Below are 17,006 nucleotides of genomic sequence, written 5' to 3'. Positions count from 1 at the left end.
CAGGTTTCAGAAAAGAAAAAGCCCGGCTAAATTAGCCGGGCAAAGTTCCAGAACAAAAGGATCCTATCCCGCTCTCCTTGGGATAGAGTCTGCGTCTGTTCGATCAGTTTGACTGATCAAGCTCTGGAAACTGGTTTGTTGGTCCGTTTACGCCGTATGGGAAATCACAGTGATATTCCGACCAACAAATTCAGTTAGCTTTGGGTCGCTTACGCTTGGTACTTTTTGATTACCAATGTTGCGTTTGTACCACCAAAACCAAAGCTGTTTGACATAACAGTCGTTAGCTCAGCGTCGCGAGCTTCCGTTACGATGTCTAGACCTTGTGCTGCTTCATCCAAGTTAGAGATATTCACACTTGGCGCAATGAAATTGTTGTCTAGCATTAGCGTTGAGTAAATCGCTTCGTGAACGCCAGCTGCACCTAGTGCGTGACCTGTCATTGCTTTTGTTGCAGAAATCGCAGGGCTGTTGTCGCCGAATAGCTCTTGAATAGCGCCTAGCTCTTTCACGTCACCTACAGGAGTAGAAGTACCGTGTGTGTTGATGTAGTCGATAGCGTCAACATCTTGCATTGCCATCTTCATACAACGAACTGCGCCTTCACCTGATGGTGCTACCATGTCGTAGCCATCAGAAGTCGCGCCGTAACCTACGATTTCACCGTAGATTTTCGCGCCACGTGCTAGTGCGTGCTCTAGTTCTTCGATAACTAGCATGCCGCCGCCACCAGAGATAACGAAACCGTCACGGTCTGCATCGTAAGTACGAGAAGCTTTTTCTGGCGTTTCGTTGTACTTAGTAGATAGTGCGCCCATTGCATCAAACATCATAGTTTGAGACCAATCTAGCTCTTCACCACCACCTGCAAATACGATGTCTTGTTTACCAAGTTGGATAAGCTCCATCGCGTGACCGATACAGTGTGCAGACGTTGCACAAGCTGAGCTCATTGAGTAGTTCACACCACGAATTTTAAATGGTGTTGCAAGACACGCAGATACTGTTGAAGACATAGTACGTGGCACCATGTAAGGACCTACGCGTTTTACGCCTTTCGCACGCATCGTGTCAGTTGCTACTGTTTGGTTTAATGCAGAAGCACCACCAGAACCAGCAACGATACCTGTACGATCGTTTGAAACTTGTTCTTCAGATAGACCAGCGTCTTCAATTGCCTGCTGCATTGATAGGTATGCATAAGCAGCCGCATCACCCATAAAGCGCATCTGCTTACGGTCAATAAACTCTGCAGGGTTGATTTTCAGATCACCCCACACCTGCGAACGCAGACCGTTTTCTTTAAACTGCTCAGACGCAGTGATGCCAGATTTGCCCGCTTTAAGAGACGCTAGAACTTCTTCGACGTTGTTACCGATACTTGAAACAATACCCATACCGGTGATTACGACTCGTTTCATTATGACATTCCTATAATTCAAAAATCCGCTAGATAATAACTAAGATAGTCAACAAAAGTGGTCAGCTTTCCCAGAAATTCGTACAATCGCCGAATTCTAACCGCGCCAAATCACATATTTGCACCATTATGACTTCGATTAAAAACGCAGAACTTGGTTGGAACGAAGCTGGTACACCGGTTTCTGACCAATTTGATGATGTTTATTTCTCCAACGTAAACGGTCTCGAAGAGACGCGTTACGTGTTCCTCAAACAAAATCATCTACCAGAAAGATGGCAGGAATTTGACCAAAGACGTTTTGTTATTGGTGAAACCGGATTTGGCACAGGGTTGAACTTCTTAGCCGTGTGGCAATGGTTTACCGAATTTCGTCGCGAATATCCAGAGGCAACGCTAAAAGAATTGCATTTCGTTAGCTTTGAGAAGTACCCACTGAGCAAAGCTGATCTAGAAAAAGCGCATCAATCTTGGCCAGAGTTGGCAGAATTTGCGAAAAAGCTGCAACAGCACTACCCAGCGGCTGTGCCTGAGTGTCATCGCATTGTTTTAGAAGACGGCGCTATCACGCTCGACCTATGGTTTGGTGATATCAAAGACTGCATGCCGCTTGTTCCTTATGCTGAACAAGGCTTGATTGATGCTTGGTTCTTAGACGGTTTTGCACCAAGCAAAAACCCAGAGATGTGGAACCAAAACCTATTCAACGGCATGGCAAAATTGGCGAAACAGGATTGTACTGTCGCAACCTTTACAGCAGCGGGCTTTGTGCGTCGCGGCTTAAACGAAGCGGGCTTTGCAATGAAAAAAGTCAAAGGCTTCGGCACCAAGCGTGAAATGATCGCAGGTTCGATGGAGCAACGTGAAGCGCATTCAAACCACCTACCTTGGTTCAACCGCACTGCGTCGACCAATCATGATTCCATCGCGATTATTGGTGGTGGTATTGCTAGTGCCGCTCTGGCTAAAACGCTGGTTCGCCGTGGTCAAAATGTCACGCTTTACTGCAAAAACGCTCAACCTGCAGAAGGCGCATCAGGCAACCGCCAAGGTGCTGTGTACCCATTACTAAATGGTCCACACAAAGGCGTTTCACGCGTGTTCGCTCCGGGCTTTTTGTTTGCCCGTCAGTTTGTTGACCAAACAGCGCAAGATATCCAATTTGATCACGATTGGTGTGGCATTACTCAGCTGATGTGGGATGGCAAATCCGCAGACAAGTTAGAGAAGATGCTCGCTGGCAATTTCACGCCAGAGTTGATTCACAAGCTATCTGCTGAAGAGACGGCGGAAAAAATAGGCTTGCCGATTGATATGGCATCGGTCCACTACCCTCTTGGCGGTTGGTTATGCCCTGCTGAACTGACTCGTGGTTTGATTGCTCAACTAGAAAACACCGAGCTTTTCGAAGCGAAGTTCGAGCATCAAGTCGAGTCGCTAGATTGGGATGAAGCGCGAAAGGTTTGGATATTGAAGGCTAACGGCCAAAGCTTTGAACATTCAACTGTAGTGGTTGCTAACGGCAGTGAATTCCAAACACTAAGCCAAACTGCCGATCTACCAATGGGGCAGGTAAAAGGTCAAGTTAGCCATGCACCTGCAACTGAAACGCTGTCTAAGCTGAAAACAGTATTGTGTTACGACGGTTACATGACACCTGTTAACCCGAATAATCAGCACTTATGCATCGGTGCAAGCTACGACCGCAGCCACCTAGATTACGAGTTTGACGAAGAAGCACAAAAAGACAATGCAGAGAAATTGGTGAAGTGCCTGCCGAATCAAGCTTGGACGAAAGAAGTGGATACCTCTGGGAATTTATCACGCCAAGGCATTCGCTGTGTTAGCCGTGACCACCTTCCATTTGTCGGTAACGTAGGCGACTTTGAAACCATCAAAGCGCAATATGCGGATCTGCAAAATCAACAAGAGCAAGACGTTGACGCGATTCACCAGTTCCCTAACCTATTCTGTTTCTTAGGTTTAGGTTCTCGTGGTTTGAGCTCTGCGCCTTTAATGGCCGAGGTGTTGGCATCACAAATCTGTGGCGACCCGTTACCACTGCCTGTTGATGTGCTGACTGAGCTGCACCCAAGCCGTATGTGGGTAAGAAAGCTACGTAAAGGTAAGACGATTACTGAGTTGTAACGTTTTTCGATTGTGCAAAGAACCCCTCCTAGCCTCCCCTTAAAAAGGGGAGGAACAAGTTCTTAACCCCGCATTGGTCCTCCCCCTTTCCAAGGGGGAGTTAGAGGGGGTTACAAGTGTTTAGTTCAACGCCGCCACGGCCGCTTTCACCTGCTCTGCAATTTCCGCATTACGAAACTCACCCGCTTCCAAATCAAAGTTATCGTAGAAGCTTGGAATAGATTGCGATGCTTTCACTTCAGCACCAAAGTAAGGCGCAGACCCTGTTGCCGCAGCGAGTACCGTTTGTGCACCACCAGGGCCAGGTGAAGTCGCTAAGTACACCGCCGGTTTATTTTGGAATACGTTGCGCTCGATGCGTGTCGCCCAATCAAATAGATTCTTATACGCTGCTGGGTAAGAGCCGTTATGCTCGGCAAAAGAAATCACCAAAGCGTCCGCGGTTGCGATGTCAGCAAGAAACGCTTTTGCGCCTTCCGCCTGACCGATTTCTTTCTCTTTGTCTTCACTGAACAAAGGAACATCGTAACTATTGAGGTCTAACACTTGAACTTCTGCACCTTCGACAAGGTTAGCAGCGTAAGTTGCAAGGGTTTTATTGATAGAGGTAGAGCTAGTAGAAGCGCCGAATGCGATAATTTTCATGGTTGTAGTCCTTTGTTCACGTTTTGTACTAACAAGAGTAAAAGGTGAACGAGTGTGCTACAACCACAAAAATTTTAAGGAGAGATTCGAAAATTTCGAAGGAGTTTATTTCAACTCTTTTTGCTTCAACCAGAAGCTTAGCGCTGCCAATCGAAGCATATATAACTGAATGAGACTTAAGCTTGCGCTTGAAGCTCTTGCCATAGATCACTCACGATCACGCGATCGGCTGGCGTTAGTTCTGAACGTGCTTCTTCAAGACTGTTTTCGATGCGAGATTTAAGCTCAGTCACATCGTTAATGCCTTCTTCTTCACACGCTGCAGCAGACAGAGAAATGTGACCACGTAAATAACCACCAGCAAACAGTTCATCATCCGATGCTGTTTCAATGCGAGCATCAATCAGTTCTAGTAGTTTTTCTTCAAATTCAATAATCATGGCGTTTCTCTGAGGTTATTTAACGATAAAGTCAGATGGTTCCAGCGGCTTGGTTTGGTAAAAGGCACGCAACGCATCCGATAGCATTTTCACGCGAGGCGGAAGACCGTTTTCTAGAATACCCATTACTTCATTGTGCACTTTGTGCATAAAACCAAGACGATCTGGTTCAAAATCGCCGTGTAGATTGTCACAACTGACGTTAAAAGGGAAGTCAGCACTTTTCGCTAGAATCCACTCGTAAGCTTGAGGGCGAATTTCAACTTTTTCGAACTCAGCTTGAACCTGTGCTGTACGACCATCTGGTTCGTACCAGTAACCAAAATCTTCCAACAAACGACGCTCTGGTCCAGCTACGCACCAATGGGCAATCTCGTGTAGCGCTGACGCATAAAAGCCACGAGCAAAAATAATCCGATGATGCGGATGTTCTTCATCTGCTGGTAAGTAAATTGGCTCATCGCCGCCTAGCTCTAACTCAGTGTTAAAAGGCTCAAGAAATGTGTCATTGAAAATAGCGATAAGGTCTTGATATTCGTGGTTCATCATCGATTCTGTACGTCAAATTGATATGCGGTGCGCATTGTCGCTGTTTTTCTTACACAGGTAAAGCCACACAACATGTTTGGTTATTAGCTGAGTTAATCTGAAAGTCGCTTTCTCCATACAATTTCTCATTCGTCACAGATCACATTTCCCACTACACTCACGCCTTATTTTTACGCTTAACGATGGCGACTTCAACGCCACTTGAAGCGAGATTCTTTTTGGGTTTAAGCCTCTCCCCAAGGTTTAAATCTTGTTGGTAAGTTTTGCTGCTGTTTTCCTTAATCTCAAGGACCATGACAGAGCCCTTTTATTTGAGTGTCCCCTTATGCTGCTAAGTGTGTTGTACATCATTGGTATCACGGCTGAAGCCATGACTGGTGCATTGAGTGCCGGCCGAAGAAAAATGGATTGGTTTGGTGTTATGTTGGTAGCCAGTGCAACAGCTATTGGCGGCGGTACGGTGCGCGACATTCTTCTTGGCCACTACCCACTAGGTTGGGTAAAGAATCCAGAGTTTTTGGCAATCACTTGTGTAGCAGGTGTTCTGACGACTGGCTTAGCGAAATGGGTGATTAAATTCAAAGGTCTGTTCATTCGTTTGGATGCGCTGGGCTTGATCGTATTTAGCATCATCGGTACCAAGGTAGCGATTGGTATGGGCTTACACCCTGGCATTTGTATGGTGTCTGCGCTCGTAACAGGCGTATTTGGTGGTCTACTACGTGATTTGATTTGTCGTCAAACACCGCTTGTGTTGCATGAAGAGCTTTACGCATCGGTAGCACTTATCGCATCAGGTTTGTACCTAGCGCTACTTGAGTTCAACGTACCAGACGTAACCGCGACGATTGTGACTCTGATTACTGGTTACATGCTGCGAATGGCGGCAGTACGATTCAAATGGCGCTTGCCTTCATTCCACTTGGAAACCGAAGGTTCGATTCACTGATTCAAATCGAAAGCTATTGAAAATACATGAAAAAAGGCTGCTCACTGAGCAGCCTTTTGTGTTTCTATCGAGTTAAGTTTCAAACTTAAATCTTTGGAGTCTCGGTTTGTACGCCATGGTTTTGACCACGATGACGTAGCAAGTGATCCATAACGACAATAGCCAGCATCGCTTCTGCGATAGGCACGGCGCGGATACCCACACATGGGTCATGACGACCTTTAGTGATCAACTGAGTTGGTTCACCTTCTTTAGTGATAGTCTCACCTGGAACCGTAATGCTTGAGGTTGGTTTAAGCGCGATGTTTGCAACAATCTCTTGACCAGTAGAGATACCGCCAAGAATGCCGCCTGCGTGGTTGCTACCGAAGCCTTCTGGCGAAAGCGTATCACGATGCTCACTGCCTTTTTGGCTTACCACGTCAAAACCGTCGCCGATTTCCACACCTTTCACCGCATTGATGCTCATTAGTGCGTGCGCAATGTCTGCATCCAGACGGTCAAATACAGGCTCACCAAGACCAACAGGCACGTTGGTTGCCACAACCTGAATTTTTGCGCCAATAGAGTCGCCTTCTTTTTTCAGGTCACGGATAAGTTGGTCGAACGCTTCGACTTTGTCTGCATCTGGGCAGAAGAACGCGTTGTTTTCGATTTCATTCCAATCCACTTTATCGATTGAAACGTTACCCATTTGCGACAAGTAAGCGCGGATTTCGACACCGAACTCGTCTTTTAGGTATTTCTTAGCGATTGCACCAGCCGCCACACGCATTGCCGTTTCACGAGCAGACGAACGGCCGCCACCTCGATAATCGCGCACACCGTATTTTTGGTGGTAAGTGTAATCAGCGTGTCCTGGACGGAACTTGTCTTTGATGTCTGAGTAGTCTTTAGAACGTTGGTCTGTGTTCTCGATCATCAGACCAATTGAAGTACCGGTGGTTTTACCTTCAAAAACGCCAGAAAGAATTTTTACTTCGTCCGGTTCACGACGTTGGGTAGTGTAACGTGATGTGCCAGGACGGCGACGGTCGAGATCCGTTTGCAGATCTGCCTCAGTGATTTCCAAACCTGGAGGGCATCCGTCTACGATACATCCTAGTGCGATACCGTGACTTTCTCCGAATGTCGTTACTCGGAAATGTTGTCCGATACTGTTTCCTGCCATTACTTCCTCAAGTTCTTGTCGCCACGCTCTCCATGAGCGCAACTGCTTTTCAATTCTTCGTGGAATCATAGTGGCGGTATTACGTTTTGATGTAAAGCCCGATTTGGCGGAAAAAACAAAACAGCCGAAATTTTCCAAGCTCAGTGCGAAGCGGATAAAAAAACACCGAGCACTGGGCTCGGTGTTTTCATTGTTTATTCGAATGGTTTATTTCGAAAGACTTAGTCTTTGTACAGTTTGAACTCTTCTGCACACTCAACCAATTGGTCACGCGTTAGCATGAATACACCATGACCGCCGTTCTCGAACTCAATCCAAGTGAATGGAATTTGTGGGTACTGTTCCATCATGTGAACCATTGAGTTACCGACTTCACACACAAGAATACCGTCGTCTGTTAGGTAGTCTGGTGCGTTAGCAAGAATACGACGAACCAGTTTTAGACCGTCAGTACCAGCAGCTAGACCTAGCTCAGGCTCGTGCGTGAACTCATCAGGCAGGCTGTTCATGTCTTCTTCGTCCACGTAAGGTGGGTTAGACACGATCAGGTTGTACTTCTCTTTTGGAAGATCGCGGAATAAGTCAGAGCGGATTGGGAACACTTGTTGCTCCATGCCGTGATCTTGTACGTTTTGCTCAGCCACTTGTAGAGCGTCTGTAGAGATGTCGATCGCGTCAACTTCTGCTTCAGGGAAAGCGTGCGCACAAGCAATCGCGATACAACCAGAACCCGTACATAGGTCCATGATGCGCGTAGGCTCTTCCACCAACCAAGGTTGGAATTCCGCTTGAATCAATTCGCCGATTGGAGAACGTGGCACAAGAACACGCTCATCAACGAAGAACTCAAGACCGCAGAACCATGCTTTGTTCGTTAGGTATGCAGTTGGTGTACGCTCGTTGATGCGTTTTACTACGCGCTCAACGATACGCAGACGCTCGCTTGTCGTAAGGCGAGAGTTCAATACGTGCGGAGGCACATCAATCGGCAAGTATAATGTTGGCAGGATAAGCTGAACCGCTTCATCCCACGCATTATCAGTGCCATGACCGTAAAACAGGTTAGCGGCGTTAAAGCGGCTTACCGTCCAACGAATCATATCTTGAAGGGTATGGAGCTCCGATACCGCCTCTTCTACAAAAATCTTATCCAAAATTGCCTCCGAAAAGCGCTACAATACTGCCATAAATTGTAAAAATGAAATTGTTTACCTAATGAGCAAAAAAGACACCGAACACGATGACGATTTCGCCTTGTTTAAGGATGCAGTACAGGGCGTAAAAAAGTTGCGACAGGATACCATAATCCAGCAACCAAAAAAAAATACTAAGCAAAAAGAAATCACACGCTCAAACCGTGAAGCGAGTGATTCTGAGTTTTACTTTTCTGATGAGTTTGTTCCGCTTCTTAATGAAGAGGGACCAACTCGTTATGCGCGTGACGATGTCTCCACTTATGAAGTGAAACGTCTTCGTCGTGGCGTGTACGTGCCTGACGTCTTCCTAGACATGCACGGCATGACACAACAAGAAGCCAAGCGAGAACTCGGTGCGATGATCGCGTACTGCGTGAAAAACGAAATCCACTGTGCGTGTGTACAACACGGCATCGGTAAGCACATTCTGAAGCAGAAAGCGCCGCTTTGGTTAGCTCAACACCCAGACGTAATGGCATTCCACCAAGCGCCTCTGGAGTTTGGCGGCGATGGTGCCCTACTGGTGCTGCTGTCCATACCAGAAAAATAACTCACCGACTTCGAGAAGTACTTCTTGGACGAGCAAGAACGACAAAGGCAGGTTAACCCTGCCTTTTTGTTTTTCTCGAACCATTGTCCCGAGAGCTAGTGTTCTATGGCGTGATATGCCAAAGCACTTCACCGCGTTGTGTTTGCGGATCAAATTCAATGCACACCAAGCCAGATGTTGGAAACATTGGTGGCGTCATGTCTTTCACAAATTCCGAGGTAAGGTAGCCCACCAGCGGCAAGTGCGACACAAACAAAAGAGATTCAAGCTTCTCAACTTCAATCAACGCATTAGCGAAATCAAACACTTGGTCGGATTGACCGTAAGGCGTGATATCTTCACACGTTTCGATGCTCTTAGCCGAAAAGTGTGCGCTGATTTCTTGCCAAGTTTGCTGCGCTCGAATGTACGGGCTAACCAGTACTTTGTCGAATTGAGCAAAACCTTGCTCTTTACATGCTCGGGCAACTGCTTCCGATTCAGTTCTGCCTCTTGGGATCAGTTGTCTTTCTGCGTCGGTGTTCGCAAAATGCTCTGCTTCACCGTGACGCAAGATAAATATTTTCATGTTATTTCCTAGGGATAGCTAACGCTACCAAAAGGTTGACTGCTATCTTTATACGGATAGCGGGCTAACTTTAATAATGTCGAAACAAAAATACTGATATAATTATCGGTTCATTATACCAATTCGCTTGCTAAAGATAGCGACTTTCTTAACAATCTATTAAAAAGAATATACTCAGTTCATCACATTCTACGATGAAGTTATGAACTCAGTGCATTCCTTCAAATAGCTCGAACCCCATAGCAATTTGCTGATGGGCTTATGCAGTACTCTTACGAATAACAAAAATGCGGCAAGCAGTATTTGTCGAAGCGCAAACTTTGCGCCTCCCCGCTCGGGGATCATAATTACTGTAATGCGAAATCTGGAGACGCATCGTGCACCTAAGTCCAAACGATTCAAATCAATACCGCTACATTACATTGAGTAATGCCCTGCGCGTGTTGCTGATTCATTCCGACACGGCTCAACAGTCGGCAGCAGCCCTAGCAGTAAACGTTGGACACTTCGATGATCCTATGGATCGCCAAGGTCTGGCACACTATCTAGAACACATGCTTTTTTTGGGTACGGAAAAATACCCTAAAGTGGGCGAGTTTCAAAGTTATATTAGTCAACATGGTGGCACCAACAACGCTTGGACGGGCACCGAGCACACCTGTTTCTTCTTCGATGTCACACCAACTGCTTTTGAAACTGCACTTGATCGCTTCAGCCAATTCTTTACCGCACCACTGTTTAACGAAGAAGCGTTAGACAAAGAACGCCAAGCGGTCGACTCCGAATACAAGCTCAAACTGAACGACGATTCTCGCCGTCTGTATCAAGTCAACAAAGAAGTCATCAACCCAGAGCACCCGTTTTCAAAATTTTCTGTCGGCAACTTAGATACACTTGGCGATCGCGATGGCAAATCCATCCGCGACGAGATAGTTGAATTTCACCACTCACAGTATTCCGCTGATTTGATGACGCTGACTTTGTTTGGTCCGCAATCTCTTGATGAGCAGCAAGCATGGGTAGAAAGCATGTTTGCCGACGTTCCAAATCACCAACTACGCGGCAAGTCGATCGATGTGCCTATTGGTACTGAAGAAAGCACGGGCATCTTGGTTCAAGTCGAGCCAATCAAAGAGTTCCGTAAACTGATTCTCACGTTCCCAATGCCGGGAATGGATGCGCACTATAGCGTGAAGCCTCTCTCCTACTTTGCTCACCTGTTGGGTTACGAAGGCGAAGGCAGTCTGATGCTTCAACTCAAAGAGAAAGGCTGGATTACTTCCCTCTCAGCAGGTGGTGGTGCGAGCGGTAGTAACTACCGCGATTTCACCGTAAGTTGCACCCTGACGCCAAACGGCTTGGACCATATCGATGACATCGTTCAAGCGGTATTCCAATATCTCTCCATGATCAAACAAGATGGCATGGATGAGTGGCGCTATTTGGAAAAACAAGCGGTGTTGGAATCCGCTTTTCGCTTCCAAGAGCCATCGCGCCCAATGGACTTGGTCAGCCATTTGGTGATCAATATGCAGCACTATCAACCGGAAGACACGGTTTATGGTGACTACAAAATGGCAGGCTATGATGAAGCGCTTCAACGCTCATTACTCCAATATCTTTCGGTTGAAAATGTTCGCGTCACCTTGATAGCGAAAGGCTTGGAATACAACCAAACCGCAGAGTGGTACTTCACGCCTTACTCAGTAACGCCGTTCAGCGAAGAGCAGCGCCGTTTCTATCAACAAATCGACCCAAGTTGGCAATTCGTTCTCCCAGAAAAGAACCCATACATTTGCTACGAACTCGATCCAAAACCGTTTGAAAACGGAGGCTCATTGCCGGAATTGGTGGAGGATGTAGAAGGCTTCCGTTTATGGCACTTGCAAGACGATGAATTCCGAGTACCAAAAGGCGTCGTTTACGTCGCTATCGATAGTTCACACGCGGTAGCATCACCGAAAAATATCGTGAAAACGCGTCTATGTGTTGAGATGTTCCTCGATTCTCTAGCCAAAGAGACGTATCAAGCTGAAATCGCAGGTATGGGTTACAACATGTATGCCCACCAAGGCGGTGTTACGCTGACATTATCAGGCTTTAGCCAAAAGCTACCTCAACTGCTAGAAATGATTCTGCATCGCTTTGCTGCACGTGAGTTCAGCCCAGCCCGCTTCGAGACCATTAAGCAGCAACTGTTACGTAATTGGCGAAATTCATCGCAAGATCGTCCTATTTCACAGCTTTTTAATGCACTAACAGGCCTACTCCAACCGAACAATCCACCATTCGCAACATTGGTTGAAGCATTGGAAGAGATTGAAGTGGATGAGCTGTCAGTGTTTGTTGAATCGATTCTTGCCGAGTTGCATGTTGAAATGTTTGTTTATGGCGATTGGCAGCGTCAGCAAGCTCATGACATGGCAAACACATTGAAAGACGCACTTCGTGTAAAAGAACAACGTTACGAAGAAGCGCTTCGCCCACTCGTCATGCTGGGTGAAAACGGCAGTTTCCAACGCGAAGTGAACTGTAACCAGCAAGACTCAGCTGTAGTGATTTATCACCAATGCGAAGACATCTCGCCTCGTAACATTGCACTTTATTCCTTGGCAAACCACTTAATGTCGGCAACCTTCTTCCACGAGATCCGAACTAAACAACAGTTAGGCTACATGGTTGGTACAGGGAACATGCCACTTAACCGCCATCCGGGGATTGTGCTTTATGTACAGTCACCGAATGCTGCACCAGCCGAACTGGTTACCTCAATCGATGAGTTTTTAAATGCGTTCTACATGGTGTTGTTAGAGCTCAACGAATACCAGTGGCATAGCAGTAAACGCGGATTGTGGAACCAAATTGCAACACCTGATACTACATTACGTGGGCGAGCGCAGCGCCTATGGGTAGCAATTGGCAACAAAGACACCGACTTTAATCAGCGCGAAAAAGTGTTGGAAGAGCTTAAAGAGTTAACTCGCACTGACATGATTCGCTTCGTAGTCAATGAGCTTAAACCTCGTACTGCTAATCGTTTGGTAATGCATTCACAAGGCATCGCCCATGAGGACGCACCGCGTATCAATCTTGGTTTAGAAATTGGCTCGATAGAAGAGTTTCAGCTACGCCCGAAAGACTTCGGTCTCGGATGAGAGAAAGAATGGTAGAAATGGCATAAAATGGTAAAAGTAGTAATTTAGTTTATGCTGTAATTACCTTGTTCAATAAATTCGCAAACACGAGGAATACATGAAAAAGCTACTTTTAATTGCTGCTGTACTAATGCCACTTGCACCTGCTGCTTACGCTGATATCACGATTAAAGGTGATGATTTTGAGCTAAGTGACGACTGTTTGCGCCTTGATGGTGACAATGTATCAATTAAGTCTGATGACTGTTCATCAGGCAAGCATGACAAAGACCACAAAGGTAACGCAAGCGTTCATGGTGACGACAACCCAGGCAAAGGCCACGACAAGGGTAAAAAAGACAAAAAGAAATAATGTCTCATAACCTCAAATACAAAAAAGGCTTGCATCACGCAAGCCTTTCTCTTTTTAGCGCTAGCCATTAATCATAGAAGTTACGACCTTCACCCGCGCGAGTGAGTAAGCCATCACATGGCGCGTAACGATCGCCGTATTTCGATGCAAACTCGTTCATTTTCTCAACCAGTTCTTTCAAACCGAATTGATCCATGTAACGGAATGGACCACCTAGGAATGGTGGGAAACCAATGCCAAAGATCGCACCGATATCACCATCGCGTGGAGAACGGATAATACCGTCGTCCAAACAGCGAACGGCTTCGTTGAGCATCGGCAGTACACAACGCAATGCAATGTCATTGTCGCTCAGCTTGGATTCTGGCGTCAGGTTCAATAGCTTGTACACTGACTTATCGACTTCTTTCTTCTTACCTTTGTAGGTGTAGAAACCTTTACCACTCTTACGACCTTTACGACCGTCATTCAGTAGTGTGTCGAATACGTCTGGACCTTTAAATCGTTCGCCCAATTCGTTAACCAAGATCGGCATGATCTTAGCACCGATATCCACACCGACTTCATCCAACAATGTGATAGGCCCAACAGGGAAACCAAAATCAAGCAGTGCACCATCAAGTTGTTCGATTGGCTCATTTGCCAGCAAGATGTGCGCAGCTTCGTTCATGTAAGGTGCAAGAATACGGTTTACATAGAAGCCCGCTTTATCTTTCACGACGATTGGTGTCTTGCCCTGCTTCTTCGCCAGTGCAACAACGGTAGAAATGGTCTCTTCTGACGTAGTTTCGTGAGGAATCACTTCCACTAGGGGCATTTTTTCTACCGGACTGAAGTAATGCAGACCTACGATGTTTTCTGGACGCTCCGCTTTTTCCGCAATTTTGTGAATTGGCAGCGAAGACGTGTTGGTCGCAAAGATGGTTTCTGGTTTTGCGTTCGCTTCAATATCCGCAACCAACGTCTGTTTAAGGTCAAGATCTTCAAACACCGCTTCAATAACCACATCAATATGATTGAAGCTTGTGAACTCAGTGCCACCAGACAGTTGCAGCATCTTCGATTGCAGGCCCGCTTTAGAGATAATGCGACGCTTGCGCTGTTTTTCGAACAACTTGTAGTTGTAGTTCAACGCGTTAAGCACGCCATCATTGCTGACGTCTTTAATACATACTGGCACTTTCGCTTTCGCAACAGAAACATGGCTGATGCCTGCACCCATTAGACCACCACCCAACACGCCAACTCTGTTGACAGCTGCTGGCTCGGCTTCCGCACCGTTTTCTTTCTTCATTTCAGTAGTAGCAAAGAAAATAGAGCGCAGTGCTTTTGATTCTGAGCTCATCACCAATTCGCCAAAGCGCTTCGCTTCAAGCTCTTGACCTTGAACAAAGCCTTTTTCAAGACCGTGCTGAATGACTTCGAGAATCGCAACCGTTGCTGGGTAGTTACCGCGGGTCTTTTCATTGGTTTTTTTCGCGGCTTGCTCGAATACAAACTTACGACCTAAGCCGCTGCCCGACATCAACTTCTCTTTTGTCGATTGCTTCTTATTACCTTTGTTCTTCCCTTTTTCGATAAGCTGCTTCGCTACATCTAGAAGAATCGTCTCCGGTACACACGCATCAACAACGCCAAGTTTTTTCGCTTTCTTGGCACGCAGTTGTTTGCCAGTAAGGATGAGGTCTAGCGAAGGCAACAAACCAATCAAACGAGGAAGGCGCTGAGTACCACCAGAACCAGGCAACAAACCAAGTTGCACTTCTGGCAAACCAAGACGCGTTTTATCGGAATCGGTACACACACGGTAATCACACGCTAGAGCAAGCTCTAAACCGCCACCTAGACATGGGCCGTGAATCGCAGCAACAACTGGATAAGGCTGATCAGACAGCTGCTGGAATAACTCTTGACCTTGCTTAGCCAATGCTTCCGCTTCACTCGCCGTTGTGCACGCTTCAAGCATACGAACGTCAGCACCCGCGACAAAGTTGTCTGGTTTTAGGGAGTGAATAATCATCCCTTTCACGCCGCTGGTGTCTTTCAGTTGAGCGAAAATTTCTTTCATCTCATCTGCAAACGCCGCTTGCAACGTGTTCATTTTCTCGTTTGGCACATCGATGGCTAGCCAAGCAATGTTCTGCTCATCAATCTTTAGACTAAATGCTTTTTGCTCGCTCATTACTCAACCTCCAAAATCATTGCTGCACCAAGGCCACCTGCGGCACATGCGGTATTCAACGCAAGACCACCGCCACGACGTTTAAGCTCACGCAGCGTTTGCGTCATCATACGTGCGCCAGTTGCGGCAAATGGGTGACCGTAGGCAATGGAACCGCCAAGGACGTTGAACTTATCCATGTCGATTTCACCTATCGCTTTCGAGCGACCTAGGTTTTCTTGGGCAAATTTATCAGAAGCAAACATCTTAACGTTCGCCAATGCTTGAGCAGCAAAAGCTTCGTGCATATCGATAAGCGTTAGATCTGAAAGCTCGAGACCAGTGTTCTCCAACACTTTTGCCGTCGCGTATGTTGGTCCCATTAGCATGTCCATTTCCACACCAATGGCTGAGAATGCATAACCGCGGATGTAGCCAAGTATTTCCATACCAAGCTCTTTCGCTTTGCCTTCACGCATTAACATCACTGCCGCACCACCATCGGTTAGTGGCGTACTGTTCGCGGCTGTTACACTGCCATATTGACGGTCGAAAGCCGGACGCAGTTTCGCGTAGCCTTCTAATGTCGAGTCATGACGAATGTTGTTATCTTCAGAGATCCACTTTTTGTAAGGTTCTGGGAAAGCAGTCATCACTTCGTCTTGAATTTTGCCATCTTTCCAAGCTTGCGAAGCTAGAGAATGAGAACGGTGTGCCAAAGCATCTTGCTCTGCACGAGTAATGCCGTGCGACTTCGCCATTTGCTCGGCAGTTTGCCCCATTGAAAGACCCGTCGAGTACTCAGCTACCGCTGGCGGCACTGGCATTAAATCTTTAAAGCTGAGTTTTTTGAGAGTGTTGAGCTTTTGACCCAGCGTTTTGGTTTTGCTTAGCGCAAGCAAGTTCGCGGCAAGTTTCTTAGAAACACCAATAGGTAGGACAGATGAAGAGTCCGCACCACCCGCGATACCAACATCAATGCTGCCCGCCATAATGCTCTCAGCAACGTTGACTGCAGCTTGGAAGCTGGTCGCACACGCGCGAGTAACGCTGTAAGCGTCAGTGTGGATGTGCATTCCTGTACCAAGCACAATTTCACGTGCAATGTTTGGCGCTTCTGGCATTTGAACTACTTGTCCAAATACCACTTGTTCGATGAGTTTCGGATCGATGTCTGTGCGAGCAAGCATTTCGCTCACTACCATTTTGCCTAAATCGACCGCTGGCACCTGGCTGAACTCAGTGCTTTGACGAGCAAAGGGGGTTCGTAGCCCTGCGACAATAGCAACACGTTCACCGTGGCGTGTTTTCACTTCCTGCTTGCCCATTGTTTCTCCTTAAATACAAGAGGTCTGACCTGATGCATTGTAATCAGTTTGTTAAATTTATCAAACATGCGTTTAAATAAACGTGAAGCGAGTAGATCTATTGCTCTAGTTCATTGATTCTTAGGCGATTAAGAATGATTAACTATAGTGAGTAAAACAGAGGAGAAGTGTGCGGAAGGTAAAATTAAAGCAAAAAAACAACCACAAAAAACTGTGTGGTCGGAATATCTATAAAACAATTAACATACGCCAATTGTAAAATTAATCAGTTTCCTGATTAGGAGAAAGTAAAGTCAGCCTTCAAAAGGAAGTGTCATCTTGCTCAACATGTTAGTCGTCAATGACTAACTAGATGACAAGATGTACTATAGCCC

At 46.5% G+C, this 17,006-nt stretch carries 14 protein-coding genes; 5 read left to right on the top strand and 9 right to left on the bottom strand.

All coding sequences use genetic code 11. The annotated features are described in order from the left end of the window. Positions 1–209 precede the first annotated feature (209 nt). Positions 210–1,421 (bottom strand): beta-ketoacyl-ACP synthase I, encoded by a 1,212-nt coding sequence (fabB, locus tag KJB05_RS05265; protein WP_005433116.1) that lies wholly within the window; start codon positions 1,419–1,421, stop codon positions 210–212. A 128-nt stretch (positions 1,422–1,549) separates the two neighbouring features. Between fabB and mnmC the strand changes: the two genes are divergently transcribed. Further along, positions 1,550–3,568 carry a bifunctional tRNA (5-methylaminomethyl-2-thiouridine)(34)-methyltransferase MnmD/FAD-dependent 5-carboxymethylaminomethyl-2-thiouridine(34) oxidoreductase MnmC gene (gene mnmC, locus KJB05_RS05260; protein WP_208445904.1) on the top strand — a complete coding sequence of 673 codons (2,019 nt, stop codon included), beginning with the start codon at positions 1,550–1,552 and terminating at the stop codon, positions 3,566–3,568. A 120-nt stretch (positions 3,569–3,688) separates the two neighbouring features. Here mnmC and KJB05_RS05255 read toward each other — a convergent pair whose 3' ends face one another. The 3 genes from KJB05_RS05255 to KJB05_RS05245 form a co-directional block, all read right to left on the bottom strand. Further along, complete coding sequence (locus tag KJB05_RS05255; protein WP_208445903.1) at positions 3,689–4,213, bottom strand: NADPH-dependent FMN reductase; 525 nt, start codon at positions 4,211–4,213, stop codon at positions 3,689–3,691. Between the two features lie 176 nt (positions 4,214–4,389). Further along, positions 4,390–4,653 carry a YfcL family protein gene (locus KJB05_RS05250; protein ID WP_005433127.1) on the bottom strand — a complete coding sequence of 88 codons (264 nt, stop codon included), beginning with the start codon at positions 4,651–4,653 and terminating at the stop codon, positions 4,390–4,392. A 15-nt stretch (positions 4,654–4,668) separates the two neighbouring features. Next, a complete protein-coding gene (locus tag KJB05_RS05245) occupies positions 4,669–5,199 on the bottom strand; it encodes an elongation factor P hydroxylase (RefSeq protein ID WP_208445902.1) in 531 nt (176 codons plus the stop codon). Positions 5,200–5,527: 328 nt separating this feature from the next. Between KJB05_RS05245 and KJB05_RS05240 the strand changes: the two genes are divergently transcribed. Then, positions 5,528–6,151: a trimeric intracellular cation channel family protein gene (locus KJB05_RS05240; RefSeq protein WP_009707348.1), complete on the top strand. Its 624-nt coding sequence runs from the start codon at positions 5,528–5,530 to the stop codon at positions 6,149–6,151. Between the two features lie 85 nt (positions 6,152–6,236). Here KJB05_RS05240 and aroC read toward each other — a convergent pair whose 3' ends face one another. Continuing rightward, positions 6,237–7,322, bottom strand: coding sequence for a chorismate synthase (gene aroC / locus KJB05_RS05235; RefSeq protein ID WP_033005857.1), 1,086 nt, complete (start codon positions 7,320–7,322; stop codon positions 6,237–6,239). 221 nt (positions 7,323–7,543) lie between these two features. Further along, on the bottom strand, positions 7,544–8,476 hold the full coding sequence (gene prmB / locus KJB05_RS05230) for a 50S ribosomal protein L3 N(5)-glutamine methyltransferase (protein ID WP_005433096.1): 933 nt from the start codon (positions 8,474–8,476) through the stop codon (positions 7,544–7,546). Between the two features lie 61 nt (positions 8,477–8,537). Here prmB and smrB point away from each other — a divergent pair, with 61 nt between their 5' ends. Next, positions 8,538–9,068, top strand: coding sequence for an endonuclease SmrB (gene smrB / locus KJB05_RS05225; RefSeq protein ID WP_009698558.1), 531 nt, complete (start codon positions 8,538–8,540; stop codon positions 9,066–9,068). Positions 9,069–9,171: 103 nt separating this feature from the next. Here smrB and sixA read toward each other — a convergent pair whose 3' ends face one another. Then, the gene (gene sixA / locus KJB05_RS05220; protein WP_208445901.1) at positions 9,172–9,636 is read right to left on the bottom strand and encodes a phosphohistidine phosphatase SixA; all 465 of its coding nucleotides are present in this window, start codon (positions 9,634–9,636) and stop codon (positions 9,172–9,174) included. Positions 9,637–10,013: 377 nt separating this feature from the next. Between sixA and KJB05_RS05215 the strand changes: the two genes are divergently transcribed. Beyond that, the gene (locus KJB05_RS05215) at positions 10,014–12,791 is read left to right on the top strand and encodes an insulinase family protein (protein WP_208445900.1); all 2,778 of its coding nucleotides are present in this window, start codon (positions 10,014–10,016) and stop codon (positions 12,789–12,791) included. Positions 12,792–12,888: 97 nt separating this feature from the next. After that, the gene (locus KJB05_RS05210; RefSeq protein ID WP_009707352.1) at positions 12,889–13,143 is read left to right on the top strand and encodes a hypothetical protein; all 255 of its coding nucleotides are present in this window, start codon (positions 12,889–12,891) and stop codon (positions 13,141–13,143) included. 67 nt (positions 13,144–13,210) lie between these two features. Here KJB05_RS05210 and fadJ read toward each other — a convergent pair whose 3' ends face one another. Both fadJ and fadI read right to left on the bottom strand, forming a co-directional pair. Beyond that, positions 13,211–15,325 (bottom strand): fatty acid oxidation complex subunit alpha FadJ, encoded by a 2,115-nt coding sequence (gene fadJ / locus KJB05_RS05205; RefSeq protein WP_208445899.1) that lies wholly within the window; start codon positions 15,323–15,325, stop codon positions 13,211–13,213. Continuing rightward, positions 15,325–16,632 (bottom strand): acetyl-CoA C-acyltransferase FadI, encoded by a 1,308-nt coding sequence (fadI, locus tag KJB05_RS05200; RefSeq protein WP_208445898.1) that lies wholly within the window; start codon positions 16,630–16,632, stop codon positions 15,325–15,327. Before fadI ends, fadJ begins: the two co-directional genes overlap by 1 nt. Positions 16,633–17,006 lie beyond the last annotated feature (374 nt).

The sequence above is a fragment of the Vibrio sp. B1ASS3 genome (genome assembly GCF_905175355.1).
GTDB lineage: Bacteria > Pseudomonadota > Gammaproteobacteria > Enterobacterales > Vibrionaceae > Vibrio > Vibrio owensii.
The sequence above is the reverse complement of the archived record's forward strand: the minus strand, read 5'-3'. Positions and strand labels throughout refer to the sequence as shown.

Bases quoted from the DNA above. Each gene is read 5' to 3' on its own strand.
- fabB (WP_005433116.1), bottom strand. From the start codon at position 1,421: ATGAAACGAGTCGTAATCACCGGTATGGGTATTGTTTCAAGTATCGGT.
- aroC (WP_033005857.1), bottom strand. From the start codon at position 7,322: ATGGCAGGAAACAGTATCGGACAACATTTCCGAGTAACGACATTCGGA.
- KJB05_RS05250 (WP_005433127.1), bottom strand. From the start codon at position 4,653: ATGATTATTGAATTTGAAGAAAAACTACTAGAACTGATTGATGCTCGC.
- fadJ (WP_208445899.1), bottom strand. From the start codon at position 15,325: ATGAGCGAGCAAAAAGCATTTAGTCTAAAGATTGATGAGCAGAACATT.
- KJB05_RS05245 (WP_208445902.1), bottom strand. From the start codon at position 5,199: ATGAACCACGAATATCAAGACCTTATCGCTATTTTCAATGACACATTT.
- KJB05_RS05255 (WP_208445903.1), bottom strand. From the start codon at position 4,213: ATGAAAATTATCGCATTCGGCGCTTCTACTAGCTCTACCTCTATCAAT.
- KJB05_RS05240 (WP_009707348.1), top strand. From the start codon at position 5,528: ATGCTGCTAAGTGTGTTGTACATCATTGGTATCACGGCTGAAGCCATG.
- fadI (WP_208445898.1), bottom strand. From the start codon at position 16,632: ATGGGCAAGCAGGAAGTGAAAACACGCCACGGTGAACGTGTTGCTATT.
- sixA (WP_208445901.1), bottom strand. From the start codon at position 9,636: ATGAAAATATTTATCTTGCGTCACGGTGAAGCAGAGCATTTTGCGAAC.
- mnmC (WP_208445904.1), top strand. From the start codon at position 1,550: ATGACTTCGATTAAAAACGCAGAACTTGGTTGGAACGAAGCTGGTACA.
- KJB05_RS05210 (WP_009707352.1), top strand. From the start codon at position 12,889: ATGAAAAAGCTACTTTTAATTGCTGCTGTACTAATGCCACTTGCACCT.
- smrB (WP_009698558.1), top strand. From the start codon at position 8,538: ATGAGCAAAAAAGACACCGAACACGATGACGATTTCGCCTTGTTTAAG.